Below are 15,656 nucleotides of genomic sequence, written 5' to 3' on the forward strand. Positions count from 1 at the left end.
ATCATAACAATCAGCGTCATCGGTGTTCCATTGGGTTTAAGGTCTCATACAACAGGAGAAGTTCAGCCAGGCTGGCCGTACCCGTCTGATTTACTTTCTGAACGGTGACGGCAGCGGCCATATTGGCGATCTGCACAGCCTGAGCGGGCGTAGCGCCGGCTCCCCGACAAGCAGCCCAGGCCGCTACGACAGTATCGCCAGCCCCCACCGTGTCGAGTTCACCCCACAGGGGCAGCCCCGCTACCGACTGCGTTTCGTGCTCATCCAGATACAGCATACCCGCCTGGCCCCGCGTGATCAGCAGAGGGCCACCCGTTTGCTCCCGCAATGTCGTACCATTTCGAATACACCAGTCCAAGTCGGGGGAATGGGGTAGATCGATAGCCAGAAATTTAGCCAGTTCGGCGGTGTTCACTTTCAGCGTAGCCCCCCGAATCAACGTGCCCACATCCCGCATGTCGGCTACGCACCGAACGTGGGGGAAGCGAACCAGCAACGCGTTCAGCACCGCTACCCGTTCGGGGGTAAGCAACGGATTTGCAAACTGCTGGTTGATGATCAACACATCAAGGTCGGCAAGGGCTTCCTGCAACCCAGCGATGAGGGTTGTAAAGAGAGCATCCGGCAACTGGTTGGCAACACCAAAATCTATCCGGTTCACTTCCTGTCCGGCCCGGAGAGGCTTGGTATACACACAGGTATCCCAGCCATTGGCGACCGTATGCAGCTGCGCTGTATCAACACCCAGATTATTGAGCAAAAACTGCATCTCCCGCCCGAACAGGTCGTTTCCTACGCACCCTATTACCCGGCAGTTGGCTATGCCCAGCGCCATCAGATTTTGAACGACATTACCCGCCCCGCCGAGCGATGCCGCCGGACGACTCCCCCAGAATACGTCCAGATTCGTTTCCAGTGAGCGTTCACCCGTGGTGGTTTGCAGGGTAAAATAGAGATCGAGGGCGAAGTCGCCGATAACGCCCACCCGCGTGGTGGTCAATTGCTCAAAAAGCGTACTGATTTCGGAAGTTGTCATTCGGTAAGGTCCGCCATATACAGGTGTCCATAAAACCATTTCCGGGCCGTTGGCTACTCACCCGACAGGTTGGTTACGGCCTTTTTCAACGCTGCTTCCACTTTTGCCGGAGCCGCCATAAAGTTGTCAACTATTCCGCTTAGCTTCGCACAAAACCCGGTAACCATGGAAAAGAGAACGTTCATCAAATTATCGACTACCCTGCTCGCTATGCCCGCTATAGCCCCCCTGGCGAGTTGGGTACCTGATAAGAAATTAAAAAACTGGGCGGGCAATCTCTCTTACAGTACCGACCGATTACATCCCGCCAGTTCCGTTGAACAGGTCCGGGAAGCCGTCAAAAAATACCCCAAACTGAAAGTACTGGGCACGCGCCACTGCTTCAATACCATCGCCGACAGTACCGATAATCTACTGTCTCTGAATGCGATGGACAAGGTGGTTTCCCTGAATGAAAAAGCCCGAACCGTAACCGTCGATGCCACGATGAAATACGGCCAGCTGGCCCCCTATCTCGATAAGAAAGGATTTGCGCTCCATAACCTGGCTTCCCTGCCGCATATCTCCATTGCCGGGGCCTGCGCTACGGCCACACACGGCTCGGGCGTAAAAAACGGCAACCTCTCCACGGCGGTGTCGGCCATGGAAATTGTTACGGCAGCGGGCGACGTCCGAACAGTATCTCGCGCGAACGATGGCGACCTCTTCCGGGCAGCCGTTGTCCACCTGGGCGCGCTGGGTGTGGTTACCAAAGTGACCCTCGATATGGAACCAACGTTTCAGATGCGGCAGTATGTGTATGAGAACCTGCCCATCGCTCAGCTCAAAGAGCATTTCGAAGCCATTGTATCGGGCGGCTACAGTGTCAGCCTGTTCACCGACTGGCAGAAAAGCCGCGTCAACGAAGTGTGGATAAAACAACGCATCGACAAAAACGCCGGGCCTGAACGCGGGGCCGCCACCTATTTTGGCGCTACCCTGGCCAAAAAGAACCTGCACCCCATCGCCGAACTTTCGGCTGTCAACTGCACCGAACAAATGGGCGTGCCGGGACCCTGGTATGAACGCATGCCCCACTTCCGGATGGGTTTTACGCCCAGCAGTGGTACAGAACTGCAATCGGAATACTTCGTTCCGCGCCGGAACGCCATTGACGCCATTCTGGCAGTTGAGCGGCTGCGGGATTCCATCAGTCCACACCTGATGATTTCGGAATTACGTACCATCGATGCCGACAACCTGTGGCTGAGTCCGTGCTATAAACAACCCAGTCTGGCCATTCACTTCACCTGGAAGCAGGACTGGGCATCGGTCAAAAAGGTGCTGCCGCTGATCGAGAGAGAATTGGCTCCCTTCAAAGCCCGACCGCACTGGGGCAAACTGTTTACGATGGCTCCCGCGCAACTCCAATCCCGCTATGAAAAACTAGCCGCCTTTAAACAGCTGGTTCATGAGTACGACCCGAAAGGCAAGTTTCGCAACGCTTTTTTAGACACCAACCTGTACGGGAGCTGAGCCGCTGACCATAGCATTCAGCCAACGGTAAACTGAGCTACGCCAAAATATCTACTCCTCGAAGACGTCCTGAAAGCAGGGCGTCTTTTTTTTTGCATTATATCAAGAAAGCCTGAGGCAACGGCTTTTATTTTCGGCCATTCGATAAATAGTAAATCATGCGCGGATTAAACCAGAAAAAAGAAAAATACAACTAACAGCTATATCCCTACTCCCAATACAATTTGATCTTTATATAGTCAAAACAAGAAAATAGAACAATTTTATAGCCAGAAACAAGCCGTATACCTAATGATTATATTGATAGTGAGAATCGATGCAGGAAGCCCGGTAAGCGGGCCAAACGCAGAAAAATCTCATCAATACAACCTAATCATAAAGGGTATGAATACACCACTAAAATTTACAGGAACGTTATTGATTGTACTTTTTCTCGTTCTACCCACGATAGCATCCTCGCCAAAAATCAACTGGCAGGCTGGCCATCTTTTGTTTTGGGATAGGACCGTTCTGGAAGGCGACCTATCCTACAACTGGGCTGCTGAGATGATTTCTCTTCGTGAGCCAGACGGCCGCATCCGTGCATTCTCGGCCAATCAGGTTTCGGAGTTCGGTTGGTTCGATTTCTCGCTGCATAAACAGCGTGATTTTGTTTCGCTGGTCAAACACCTGGATAAAAGCCGCGTCAGCCAGGCGTTTTTCGAGATTTGTATCGATGGGTCGCTGCCTGTCGTTCGCCGGTTAAGAACGCGGCACGGTTTCCTGAAGCGGGCCTTCAGCCATCCGGTTTATTCGAATGACCAGCCAACACTGACCCAGAACGCAGAACACTTCGACTACTTCGTCTATGACGCGGGACGCCTGCTGGCCCTGGATCGCTATTACCTGGATATTTACGATCCGCTGATGACAGGCTATGACCGGGAATTACACCAGTATGTGCTTACCCATAACATCAACGACCGGACGCTTCCGGGGCGGCTCGTTCTTATAAACCATTACAACTGGCTGGTGCAGCATGATACCAAAGCAGCCTCTGCCAAGGAGACTGTTCCTATCGCTAATTAACGCCCCAATCCGGCAGAGAATCCAGTTATAAGGGGCCGCGTCATTGACATCGGGTCGAAACGGCGAGTATCTTTGGCGTTCGGGTGGCCCAGCCAAACCGGCCAGCCAATCTACCAGAACCATGCTCAACCCCCTTCAACCCGACCCAGCCCCTATTACCCGCTATTTACGGGCCATGTTCGGATCGCGTCTGCTGATCGCGGCCGTCCATCACCTGCCCGTTTTTGAAACCCTGAGCGCCGGGCCGCTCTCGCTGACCGAGCTGAGCAGCCGACTGAATCTCGCTGAGCGTCCGGCCCACGTGCTGATTCCGGCCCTGTGCGCCATGGACTTGCTGGGTTCCGATGAGGCCGGACAACTGCATATTACCGAGCTGGGACGTTATCTGACCCAGGACCAAACGCCCAATCTAACGGGTTACACGGGTCTGGAAAAAGACGATCCAGGCGCTACAGAGATGGCCCTTCGCCTGAAAAACGATGGCCCCCTCGACACGTCCGACGGTATTTCATTTGTGAAAGAAGGCGAAGGGCCCTCACCGATGGATGATCCGGAACTATCCCGCAAATTTACGCTGGGACTGGCCGGGCGGGCTAAACACCTGTCGCCTATCGTAGCCGCAAACCTGACCGAACGGGAAGGCCACCTGCTCGATGTGGCCGGGGGAACAGGCTATTACACCTATGAATGGCTGCTGAAGAACCCGGCTTCGACCGCCACCCTGCTGGACCGTCCGGCGGTGCTGGCGGTAGCCACCGAAGTGCTGGACGAATTGATCCGGAGTGGCCGACCGGGAGCCAGCCGTCTGCGCGATCAGGTAACCTTCCTGCCGGGCGACATGCTCACCGACGCACTGCCGCAAACGGATCTACTGCTGGCCGCCAGTCTCTTCCACGACTGGCCCTCTCCCACCTGCCAGTTGCTGGCTCATCGTTTTGCGTCAGCCCTGCGACCGGGGGGCGAATTATGGGTCCATGACGCGTTCCTGAACGATGGGCTGGATGGGCCGCTGGCAGTTACCGACTACTCGGCTCAGCTGTTCTGGGGTACCAAAGGCCGGTGCTACAGCCGGGCCGAATACCGAAGCTGGTTCGTCGAAGCAGGCCTTCAGCCTACTACCGATGCGATTCCAACCCAGCTGGATTACGGATTGATCCGGGCCAGGAAATGATCCGTCGATCAGTGTTCTTTACCGTAGGCCTTCTCACCGGCTTCAACCGGGACCGACAGGGTATTCGTTTTAGGTGGAATCGGGCAGGGATACCCTTCTTTAAAAGCGCAATAGGGATTGTAAGCTTTGTTGAAATCAAGGGTTACCTGCCCATTTCTGATGTCACCCACCCGTAAGTCCATGTAACGACCTCCCCCGTACGTCTCGGTTCCGGAGGTTGCATCTTTGAACGGCAGAAACAGATAATCGCGGTATTCGGGCATCTTGATAGCGTTTAGATTACGATACAGCGTCAACACCTGCGTTTTGCCCTTGAGCGTAAATGTCAGCGACGCATAAGCGACGTGTGCTCTTGTTTTCCCGTTGTAGGTGGGCATCTCGAATGGCTCGGCATTGGGTATGCGCGCTGCGGTAGCCACTACCCGGTAGGTCGAGTCGGGCGCATAGAACTGCACATACGACAAATCGGCTTCGTCGGTCAGGGGCCCACCCGATGCGGCCAGTAAATCCTTCCTGTAGGTTTCCCGGTGTTTGGCGAGCTGATCGGCGAAAGGTGCCTGAGCGATGGCTGCGGTCGTCAGAAAACTTAGAAACAGAGAAATCAGAAAACGCATCGGTAGCTTGTTAAATGAAGTAAAATGGCTTGAGTCTACCACAAACCTGCTTTTGTGCTTATCAGACTACAGCATGTTGACGACTTATCTCCTATAGGTAAAGCTACTTGTTTATCGGCATCCCTGTATAAAGCTGTCTGGCGAAATTACAGGAAGCTTGCCTCGCGGGTCCCGGCGCTTCGATCGCTCCTTACAGCAGCTTATCCGGCGTAATCGGCAATTCACGAACTCGTTTACCGGTTGCGTTGAAAATGGCGTTGGCAACGGCAGCAGCTACGCCCACAATGCCCACTTCACCAATCCCCTTCACGCCGAGGGTGTTAGCCTTCTGATCGTCTTCCCGAATAAAAATAGCGTCCATATCCCCGATGTCGAGGTTGGCTGGCACGTGGTAATCAGCAAAGGAACGGGTCACGAAATTACCGTAGCGCGGGTCGACAACGGATTCTTCGGTGAGCGCCATGCCAATACCCCATATGTTGCCGCCGATGATTTGCGAACGGGCCGTTTTAGGGTTCAGGATCGTACCCGCTCCCGTCACTGCCAGAAAACGATTGACCCGAACCATGCCCGTAAATCGATTCACGGTAACCTCAGCAAAGTTGGCGTTGAAGCTATGGGCCGAATACTCCTCGGCGCTTTCCAACGGTTTGGCGTCGATGCGGGTTTGGTAATCGGTGATCTTTTCGGACCGCATCAGCTGCGCGGCTGTAGGGCGGGCATAGAACTGCTTGCCGGATTTGGCCAGTAACTCGTCCGTAATCTTCTGGCAGGCATCATTTACAGCATTGGCGTAGCTGGATGCCCCTACCGAACCCACCGCACCAGCGGCAGGAGGAAGATCAGAGTCGCCGATCACGACCTTAACGTTACGCAGAGGGAGGTCCAGTGCATCGGCCGCCGTTTGCGTCAGAATGGTATACGTGCCGGTTCCAAGATCGGCAGCGGCCAGTTCGACGGTGGCCATGATGTCGTTACCCGTTCGTTTCAGCTTCACGATGGCCGACGTCGGGCGTTGGTGGGCTGGGTACGTCCCGCAGGCTACCCCATACCCAACCAGGTAATTTCCCTGCTGATTCTGGCGTGGTTCTGCTTTGCGTTTTTCCCAGCCAAAAGCAGCAGCCCCCGCCCGCAAGCACTGAACTGTTGTTCGCGACGACCAGGGTTTACCGTTCGACGGATCGCGTTCGGGCTCGTTTCTGATCCGCAGTTCGATCGGGTCTATTTTCAGCGTGTGGGCCAGCTCATCCATTGCCGATTCGAGGGCGAAGCTCCCGGTCGATTTGCCGGGGCCGCGCGTGTAGGTCGGCAGGATCACGTTCATCGGCACCGTCCGGTACGTAATGAGCGAGTTGGGCACGTCGTACATGATCTTCGAGCAATCACCGCAGGGCTCTATGAATTCGTTCTTGATAGCCCCGTGCGTCGTAATCTCATGGGCCAGGGCCGTCAGTTTACCGTCTTTGGTAGCGGCAAGGCTCACTTTCTGGTAGTTCCGCTGGCGCAGCCCCACCGAATTGACCATCTGCTGGCGCGTCAGGGCCAGCTTTACCGGTCGGTTCACCTGCTTGGCCGCTACGGCCGTCAGCACCAGGTTGGCCCACTGGCCGCCCTTGGAGCCGAAACCACCCCCAATGTAGGGCGTAACGATACGCACCTGTTCCGGCTTTATGTTCAGGGTCTTTGCCGCTGCACTTTGTGCCCCGTTCACGATCTGCGAGCTGTTATACAGCGTTACATGATCGCCGTTCCATTCGGCTATGGTAGCGTGGGGTTCCAGTGGATGGTGGTGCTCAATGGGTGTTCCGTAAACCTCTTCAACTTTATAGGTAGCCTCGCGCAGGGCTGCTTTCGCATCGCCCCGGCTGGCATCGGCCTTTTCTTTATCCCTGGACGGAACAGCCTCTTTCGCCAGCTTTTCGAAATCGGCTTTCGGCTCCTTCTTGTCGTAGGTTACGCTGATCAGGTGGGTGGCGTGGCGGGCCTGTTCGAACGTTTCGGCGACAACCATACCAATATGCTGGCCGTAGAATTCGATTTCGGGGCTTTGCAGCAAGGCCCCTCCGCGAATACCCCCGTCCACATTCAGTTTTGGCGCATTTGCATGGGTGATCACCGCCAGTACACCGGGGGCCTTTTCGGCCGTGGCGGTGTCGATACTCCGAATATTTCCGGCGGCAATGGTACTTTTGAACAGAACAGCGTAGGCGAGGTTTTTGACGGGATAATCTGTCGAGTAGGCAGCTTTCCCCGTCACCTTGGCAATCCCGTCGATACGACTGACGGGAGTACCGATTAGTTTGTTTTTGTCTTGCATGGCAGTTAGTGACGTTACCGTCAGGCTTTACCTCCGTTCATAGCCATTTGCAACGCCAGCACAATGCTTCGGTTACCCAGCTCTACTTTAAACTTGTTGTGCTCCAGCGGTTTGGCTGCGGCCATTTCGGCATCGGCGGCCCGTTTGAAATTTTCTGCCGTGGCTTCTTTGCCTACCAGCATCTTTTCGGCGGTCAGCGCGCGCCACGGTTTGTGGGAAACACCACCCATAGCAATTCTGGCCTGCACGATCGTGTTGCCGGTAACCTCCAGGGCGGCCGCCACCGAAATCAGCGCAAAAGCATACGACGCCCGGTCGCGCACTTTAAGGTAGTAGGACCTGTCGGCGAACTTGTTTTGGGGCAGGTCGATAGCCGTGATCAGTTCGCCATGCGCCAGGTTCGTATCCTGTTCGGGGGTGTCGCCGGGTAACCGGTGGAAGTCGGTAAAAGGAATGCTTCGCTCCTCACCGTTCGGACGTTTGACCCTGACAAAGGCGTCTAAAGCAGCCAGGGCAATGGCCATATCGGACGGGTAAACCGCCACACATTTCTCAGACCAGCCAAAGATGGCATGCAGCCGGTTAATGCCTTCCAGGGCCCCGCAGCCGCTGCCGGGTTCGCGCTTGTTGCAGGGCATTGCTACCTCGTAAAAATAGGGGCAGCGCGTGCGTTGCAGCAAGTTCCCGCCGTTTGTGGCCATGTTGCGTATCTGACCGGATGCTCCTGCCAGAATGGCCTGGGTCAGCAGTGGGTAGTGCTGGCGGATCGACGGGTGGTTGGCGGCATCGGTGTTTTTACCCAGCCCTCCTATCGAAATGCCGCCTTTGCTGGTTCCGGCGGCAATAGGTTTGATCTCCGTCAGAGTCAACGCCGAAATATCGATGACAGCACTGGGGCGCTCAACATCTTCCTTCATCAGGTCGATGAGGTTGGTACCGCCAGCGAGGAATTTTGCCGTTGGGTTGGCAGCCAGTTCCCTAACGGCCAACGACGGATCACTGGCCCGGGTATAGGTGAAGGGTCTCATGGAGTACGGGATAAAGGGTTAGGCCGAAAACCGGAACGTTTGCTCAACAGGTTTTCCGCTATGGACCTCCTGAATGGCGGCCACAATATTGGGATAGGCTCCGCACCGGCACAGGTTTCCCGACATCCGCTCCCGAATCTCCTCGGTCGATAGTTGGACTGGCCCTGTCTTCTTACGGACGTCTTCGGTTACGTAGCTGGCATCACCTTTCCTGGCTTCGTCCAGCAGCGCCACCGCCGAACAGATCTGGCCGGGCGTACAGAATCCGCACTGAAACCCATCATGTTTGAGAAACGCTTCCTGCATTGGATGCAACGTACTTCCCTTCGCCAGCCCTTCGATCGTTTGTACCGTTTTCCCTTCGCAGCTGGCGGCTAACGTAAGGCAGGATAAGACCCGATGTCCATTTACGATGACCGTACAGGCACCACACTGGCCGTGATCGCATCCTTTTTTGGAACCGGTCAGTTCCAGGCGTTCCCGCAGCGTGTCCAGCAGGGTCATTCGGGAGTCGACCATCAGCTTGCGGGCCGTACCGTTGACCTTAAGCGATACGTTGACGCCGTTTTCAATCGTTGCTGCCGATACCCCGGCGGTCGATGGTGCCGGGAACGACCTGGTAAACAGTTGCTCGGCAGCAGCTGACTGAGCAGCCAGAAGACCACCACCGGCCAGGGTTACCAGTTTTAGAAAATGACGCCGGTTTACGCCCGTATCGAGAATTTCGTCCAGATCCTCCGGCATGAAGTCTTCGAACAGTTTCTTTTCGTCGTCAGACAGGTCCAGGTTTTGGTTTTCATCCATTAGACAGTTCGTATGGGAAGTTCAGGGTTCTGAGCTTCCCATACGTAACGGGCCGTGGATGCCTTATGTTATGTAGAGACGGCTTTGCGTTTCTACGGACGGGAATGAGACGCGTTTACGGGCGGGGAAATTTCAGGAAACACCTGCTACGAGGGTAGCCAATCGGATAATAAAGGTGGGGTGGTAATGTAGCTTACTGTCAAAATCGTAGATAGGTACGATCATTGAAAGCAGGCTGAGTATAAACAGACATTTGCGCACATAGGCCTTTGGTAAGCCTCTTCCCACTTGATACAGGCTGATAACCAGCAAAGGCAGTGAATAAGCCAGGCTTCGATTGATGTCGGCAATCATCATCACCACCCCCAGATTCGCGATGATGCCAGCCCCGATCAGTGCTATCATCAACCAGTCTCGCCGAAGAATGATCAGGGCCAGCGTCACCAGGATAAGCCACCACACCAGACCGTAGGTTGAGAATATAGCCAGCGGAATAAACTGGCGGGAAATCGAAAACTGACTTGCGCCAACACCTGCAGTCTGGGTCTGAAACCCATAATAGTGACTCAAGAGCCAGCGTATACAAAAGTAGCCTGCCCAACTAAGCAAAACAGCCACTACCTGCCTGTTTATGGGTGGTACAGCTATAATGAATCGGCTTATTGATACCCTGGGATTGGTGGCACCTACGTATAGCCAGTATACCGCTGTAAATAAGGTGTTGATCAGACCCCGCTCATCAGACCAGGCGGTTAAGAAGCAGAACAAAAAGACAAGAACCGGACTGCGCCAGTACACCGATAAGAGGATGAATAAATACCCAAACGCATCGATGCGTCCGAAGACATCGTAAAACGCGGAATACCCACTATAGCAAGTGACAAAAGCCGTCATGAAAAACACAGTACTCGCTTTATCCGCCAAAGCGCTATAGCTCACCTTCACCATTATACGCAGGATGAGTAGGCCGCATACAACCTGACTGATAAAAACCTGCATAGCGGTCAGGTTGAAAAGCCTGATCAGAACCGGCACCGCCAATCGAAACACCTTGTTGGCATCGTGGGAACCCGGCACCCCTTTGTAAGGCACCAGCAAATCGGAAGCCTGAATAAGCAGGGTATTCCAGGAAGAGTTTGCGGCTGAAAAATACTGGAGGTTGAAGAATGGAGTTGTTGTCAGGACGATTAGTACTAAACAATAAACCAGTACTTTCAGCTGCCAGTAGGGGCCGGTCAGGAGTTTTTCAATCAACTCGTTGACGCGTCCGAAAACGCGGCCGGTTACCCCTATCAGAGAAACTTGATCATTAGTAGTGTGCATACGAGATTGGGTGGATAGTGGCGATAAAATAGGCATGGGTGAGAGAAGATCCTCCACGCAGGTCAGTACGTGGAGGAACCCGGTCAGATTTGAACTAAATCTATCGATTAGCGCAAAACTAAGTAAATTTACGTACGTTTTTCTACCGATTGGGGACATCTGTTAGCCGATTGGGGACAGGAAAAACCAGACTCTCTGGTAGTAGCTCCTTTGCTGAGAGTCAGGTTATCATCAAATAAACCAATGGGTAGTTTACTGATGCGAGTCTGGAGAGGCACAAATCTAATTGCCAACGTAATCCGCCAAAACCGTTGACGACCCTATGCAGTTATTAGCTGCATGAACGAACAACCTGAATATCGCGCCAACCCCGGGCCTGCGCGGACCATACGCCAGCCCTATGCCCTTCTACTCCCGGTATGCCTGCTTGCACTGCTGAATGCCTGCAGCGTCGGCCGGTCCAATACAGACGTAGGCATAAAACAACGGCTGCGGCTGATGGTCGGCGATATCAAAGAAGTATCTATCGCCACACGGCAGGATACCACCTGGCAGTTGACCGCCACCTCCGACAATCAGGAAGTTGTCGATGTGTCGCGCAAACCGCAAACACCAACAACCGGCAGCCAAGCCAAAACAGCCGACTCAGGTTCAGCTACGTTTCTGGTTAAAGGGGTTACGGTTGGTACGGCCAACGTGATTATTTCGGAAAAACAGGTGGGGACGGACGGCGACGGACGGGTTCGAAAATCCTATGTGGTAACCGTATCCAGTAAATAACAAAAGCCGGGGGCAGGTATAGTCAATTCTATACCTGCCCCCGGCCAGTTACTGCTTTGTTATTAAGAGACGCTCTTGAATGCCTCGTCCTCGGCGAAGGGCTGGTTACGTACCCGTTTGCCGGTCGCTTTGAAAATAGCGTTGGCAACAGCGGCTCCGGCGGGCGGCAGTGCCGGTTCGCCAAGGCCGGTGGGGTCCATACCATTATCGACAAAGTGGACTTCCACGTCCGGAATTTCGTTTAGCCGGATCAGGCGGTACGTGTTGAAGTTCGTCTGTTCAGGTACGCCATCCTTGAACGTGATATTGCCATACATAGCATGACCGATCCCATCGACGATACAGCCCGTAACCTGCTGCCTGGCCCCGCTCTGGTTGATAACGACCCCGCAGTCGGCAACCGCGTACATCTTCTGCACAACGGGTTTGCCTTTCTTCACGACGACTTCACCCACCTGGGCCACATAAGACCGGTGTGAGAAATAGACGCTGAAGCCCTGCGAAACAGCATTGCCATCAACTCCTTTCTTTGTACCCCAGCCCGACTTTTCAACCGCCAGTTTAATAACGCCAACCATCCGGTCGACATCGTATTTGACAGCGCCGGCGGGCTTGGCTTTGGCTTTCTCCAACAGGTCAAGCCGGAACTGCACGGCGTCTTTACCCGCTGCCTGCGCCACCTCGTCCAGAAATGACTGCTCGGCAAATGCCAGGAAGTTCGTAATCGGTGCGCGCCAGGGGCCGGTCGTAATTGCCGACTTGTGATCGACACTGTCGATGAGCAGATTATCCACGGCTCCGGCGGGAAAGTTATCTTCCCGGGTCGAGTTACCCGCATTAATGCTGGCTCCGCGCAGTTTATAACCGATCATATTGCCCTGCGCATCCAGCGCAGCCTGAAACCGGTAGCGTACAGCCGGGCGGTAGCTCCCTCCCGTCATATCGTCTTCGCGGGTCCAGATCAGTTTGACCGGCGCGTTGACCCGTTTCGATACCTGCACGGCTTCAATAACGTAATCAGCTTTGAGCCGACGGCCGAAGCCTCCGCCCATGCGTGTCAGCTGCACCGATACTTTTTCGGGTGGGATTCCGAGAAGTTTGGCCGTTTCGTTGCGGGCCAGTTCAGGCGTTTGGGTTGGTCCTACCAGTTCCACACCATCCGGCCGGACGTGGGCGAAGAAGTTCATCGGCTCCATCGGGGTGTGGGGCAGGAACGGGCACTGGTATTCGGCGGTGACAACCTTGGCCGCGCTCTTGAAAGCCGCATCTACGTCGCCATCTTTCCGGCGAACCGTTGCGTCGGGCTTATCCAGCAGTTCTTTAAACAGCCGGTTGTGATCGTCTGTGCTTTCCGTTGCATCGGTCTTTGTCCAGTCGATCTTCAGGGCATCTTTTGCCTTTTTCACCTGCCAGGTCGACTTACCCACCACGGCCACGTTGTTATCGAAGGTCACCACATCGACAATGCCGGGCATAGCTTTGATCGTGGTATCGTTAACCGACTTCAGCGTGTAGCCAAAAGCGGGGCGCTGGATCATGGCGAACAGCATGCCCTCGCGGTAGAAATCCAGCCCGAACAGCGGCTTACCCGTTATGATGCCGGGGTTATCGACGTTCTTTATCGTTTGACCGATAATCTTGAAGTCCTTCTGGTCTTTGAGCTTCACATCGGTCGGAACGGGCAGTTGAGCCGCTTCGGTAGCCAGTTCGCCGTAGGTGAGTTTGCGGTTGCTGCCCGTATGTATAACGGAACCGGAAGCGGTTGTGCATTCGGCTGCGGGTACGTTCCAGCGTTTGGCGGCTGCGCCGATGAGCATCTGCCGGGCCGTGGCCCCCGCCTGACGCAGGCGTGTCCAGGAGTGAGGAATAGACCCACTACCACCCGCCACCTGCCGTTCAAATTTTTTGGTATCCAGCGGAGCCTGTTCCACGACCACCTTCCGCCAGTCGGCGTCCAGTTCTTCGGCTACGATGATGGGGAAAGCGGTTTTGATCCCCTGCCCTACTTCGGGATTCGGCGACAGGATGGTGATGACACCCTGCGGATTGATGGACAGGTAGCTGTTGAAGCCAACACCCGGAACGGCTGCGTTTACGGCCGTAGCGTCTGTAGCCACCACTGCTCCCTCGGTTTCGGTCCAGTTAAATCCCAGCAGCAGCCCGCCCCCGGCGGTGGCCGCTAGTTTCAGAAAATTCCGTCTGCTCGCGTTCGGTAATGTCTGCATGGCTATTTGGATTTAGTGGATGCGGAACCCGTCGATGCAGCGGCCACTTTTACGGCCTCACGAATACGGTGGTAGGTACCACAGCGGCAGATATTTCCGGTCATCGCCGTGTCGATTTCGGCCGTTGACGGTTTCGGGTTATGCTTGAGCAGGGCGGCCGCCGTCATGATCTGGCCTGCCTGGCAATAGCCGCACTGCGGTACGTCGATCTTGTCCCAGGCCTGCTGAACGGGGTGCGTTCCCGTGGCAGAGAGACCTTCGATGGTTGTTACTTTCGATTTACCAACCGCCGAAACCGGCAGTACGCAGGCGCGGGTGGCTTCGCCATTCAGGTGAACCGTACAGGCACCGCACTGAGCAATGCCGCAACCATATTTGGTGCCGACCAGGCCCAGATTGTCGCGCAGAACCCACAGCAGCGGGGTATCCGGGTCGACGTCAGCGCGGTAGCTCCGACCGTTAATTTGCAGGTTGAAGAGTGCCATTATTCTATTGAATTAAATGAGTAAACCAAGTTAAGAAGAATATGGGACGGGCTTTATACTTTCCTGCTGAAACTTCTGTCTGAAATAAACGAAGGAGATGATAACCAGCACGCTATACAGAATCGCCAGTGTGTAGGCACCATACATAAAAAACGTCCGGAAGCTTATCTCGGCCTGACCGAAGTTCTTGTACAGTAATACACTCACGCTACCGAGGTAGCCGTACCAGTCGGCCAGCGTGACGATAAACCCAACGGTACTGACATACCGAAAAGCCGCCACCAACCGCTCGAAGTACAGCCCGTTGCAGGGGACGTAGCCCATATACAGGCCCAGTCCCGTCAGCAAAAACCAGGTGCCGGGGCTGACGATCCCCAGCGAATAGGCGTAGGTACTCAGTCCAACCAGCGCCCCGCCAGCCAGCATAATACCGTTGAGCAGCATGAACGCCCGGAAGTTGTCGGTCACACGCTGGAGAAGGGCCATCACGATCAATACACCCACCGCCACCAGCGTCTCGGTCTGGGCGAACAGAGCCGGGTTTTCCACGCCCGCATCACGCAGAATTTCGGGGCCGAAGTTGTCGCGGAAGTCGCGGAAGGCGGTGAGCAGGACGTAGGAAGCAATAAGTAGTATCAGCCCCGGTCCAAAGTCGCGCACGAAGGTTTTCCGCTCCGACTGGCTCATAGGCTTGCGTTCGGTACGCAGGTCGCGGTCTTCAGCGGTGGGGGGCGGCAGCAGCGTCAGGCCATAGACCGATACCAGCATAGGCAGCACGAACAGCGAACCCGTGACGAAGGGTAGCCAGAATTCCGTTACGCCCCAGTCGCTTTTGATGGTCAGCGCTACGGTCTTGACAAAACCCGATGCGAAGATGAACGACGCCGTCAGCCCCGCCACGAGCGCATCGGTCTGGCGACGACCTTCCAGAAAGCCAAGCATAATCCCGTAGACCATACCCAGCGGCAGGCCATTCAGGAACAGAAAGATGATGTTATAGGGGGCCGGAACGAGGGCAAAAGCAAGCAGGGCCAGCAGGGCCGCGCCCACCAGCGCCAGCAAACTAATGGCCCGTCGGGCGGGTGCCATCTCGGACACAAACTTGATACCCAGCCCTTTGGAACAGGCATAGCCCAGCACCTGCGCCGTTACGAGCCATGTCTTATAACCAACGCCAGCGAAGAACATACCTTCGAAGGTGACGGCGGTAATGCCCTTGCGGAAGGCATACATGCAGGCGTAGGTACAGAACGCAGCCGTGGCTCCGAAGAGCATAAAAGCGGTAGGATT

Annotated in this window: 13 protein-coding genes; 4 read left to right on the top strand and 9 right to left on the bottom strand. The window is 55.1% G+C overall.

Translation table 11 applies throughout. The annotated features are described in order from the left end of the window. Positions 1-16: 16 nt before the first annotated feature. On the bottom strand, positions 17-1,036 hold the full coding sequence (locus tag FH603_RS01700; RefSeq protein ID WP_186735426.1) for a bifunctional heptose 7-phosphate kinase/heptose 1-phosphate adenyltransferase: 1,020 nt from the start codon (positions 1,034-1,036) through the stop codon (positions 17-19). 165 nt (positions 1,037-1,201) lie between these two features. Between FH603_RS01700 and FH603_RS01705 the strand changes: the two genes are divergently transcribed. The 3 genes from FH603_RS01705 to FH603_RS01715 all read left to right on the top strand — a co-directional run bounded on the left by FH603_RS01705 (position 1,202) and on the right by FH603_RS01715 (position 4,790). Then, positions 1,202-2,551 carry a D-arabinono-1,4-lactone oxidase gene (locus FH603_RS01705; protein ID WP_186735428.1) on the top strand — a complete coding sequence of 450 codons (1,350 nt, stop codon included), beginning with the start codon at positions 1,202-1,204 and terminating at the stop codon, positions 2,549-2,551. Between the two features lie 384 nt (positions 2,552-2,935). Beyond that, on the top strand, positions 2,936-3,619 hold the full coding sequence (locus FH603_RS01710) for a hypothetical protein (RefSeq protein WP_186735429.1): 684 nt from the start codon (positions 2,936-2,938) through the stop codon (positions 3,617-3,619). Positions 3,620-3,740: 121 nt separating this feature from the next. Further along, the gene (locus FH603_RS01715) at positions 3,741-4,790 is read left to right on the top strand and encodes a methyltransferase (protein ID WP_186735431.1); all 1,050 of its coding nucleotides are present in this window, start codon (positions 3,741-3,743) and stop codon (positions 4,788-4,790) included. A gap of 8 nt (positions 4,791-4,798) precedes the next feature. Here the strand turns inward: FH603_RS01715 and FH603_RS01720 are convergent, their stop codons facing one another. The 5 genes from FH603_RS01720 to FH603_RS01740 all read right to left on the bottom strand — a co-directional run bounded on the left by FH603_RS01720 (position 4,799) and on the right by FH603_RS01740 (position 10,876). Beyond that, entirely contained in the window at positions 4,799-5,404 is a 606-nt protein-coding gene (locus FH603_RS01720; RefSeq protein ID WP_186735433.1) for a DUF1684 domain-containing protein, read from the bottom strand. 190 nt (positions 5,405-5,594) lie between these two features. After that, a complete protein-coding gene (locus tag FH603_RS01725) occupies positions 5,595-7,721 on the bottom strand; it encodes a xanthine dehydrogenase family protein molybdopterin-binding subunit (protein WP_186735435.1) in 2,127 nt (708 codons plus the stop codon). A 20-nt stretch (positions 7,722-7,741) separates the two neighbouring features. Then, on the bottom strand, positions 7,742-8,749 hold the full coding sequence (locus FH603_RS01730) for an FAD binding domain-containing protein (RefSeq protein WP_186735436.1): 1,008 nt from the start codon (positions 8,747-8,749) through the stop codon (positions 7,742-7,744). An 18-nt stretch (positions 8,750-8,767) separates the two neighbouring features. After that, positions 8,768-9,553, bottom strand: a complete 786-nt coding sequence (locus FH603_RS01735) for a 2Fe-2S iron-sulfur cluster-binding protein (RefSeq protein ID WP_186735438.1) — start codon at positions 9,551-9,553, stop codon at positions 8,768-8,770. A 132-nt stretch (positions 9,554-9,685) separates the two neighbouring features. Then, on the bottom strand, positions 9,686-10,876 hold the full coding sequence (locus tag FH603_RS01740) for a hypothetical protein (protein WP_186735440.1): 1,191 nt from the start codon (positions 10,874-10,876) through the stop codon (positions 9,686-9,688). A gap of 339 nt (positions 10,877-11,215) precedes the next feature. On the opposite strand from FH603_RS01740, the gene FH603_RS01745 reads away from it, so the two are divergent. After that, positions 11,216-11,656 (top strand): hypothetical protein, encoded by a 441-nt coding sequence (locus tag FH603_RS01745; protein ID WP_235985432.1) that lies wholly within the window; start codon positions 11,216-11,218, stop codon positions 11,654-11,656. A gap of 62 nt (positions 11,657-11,718) precedes the next feature. On the opposite strand, the gene FH603_RS01750 is transcribed toward FH603_RS01745, so the two are convergent. The 3 genes from FH603_RS01750 to FH603_RS01760 are packed head-to-tail and all read right to left on the bottom strand — an operon-like array spanning position 11,719 to position 15,641. Then, entirely contained in the window at positions 11,719-13,881 is a 2,163-nt protein-coding gene (locus FH603_RS01750; protein WP_186735442.1) for a xanthine dehydrogenase family protein molybdopterin-binding subunit, read from the bottom strand. A 2-nt stretch (positions 13,882-13,883) separates the two neighbouring features. Then, positions 13,884-14,366, bottom strand: a complete 483-nt coding sequence (locus FH603_RS01755) for a (2Fe-2S)-binding protein (RefSeq protein WP_186735444.1) — start codon at positions 14,364-14,366, stop codon at positions 13,884-13,886. A gap of 30 nt (positions 14,367-14,396) precedes the next feature. Beyond that, complete coding sequence (locus tag FH603_RS01760) at positions 14,397-15,641, bottom strand: DUF5690 family protein (protein ID WP_186735446.1); 1,245 nt, start codon at positions 15,639-15,641, stop codon at positions 14,397-14,399. Positions 15,642-15,656 lie beyond the last annotated feature (15 nt).

Source organism: Spirosoma utsteinense (assembly GCF_014282275.1).
GTDB lineage: Bacteria > Bacteroidota > Bacteroidia > Cytophagales > Spirosomataceae > Spirosoma > Spirosoma utsteinense.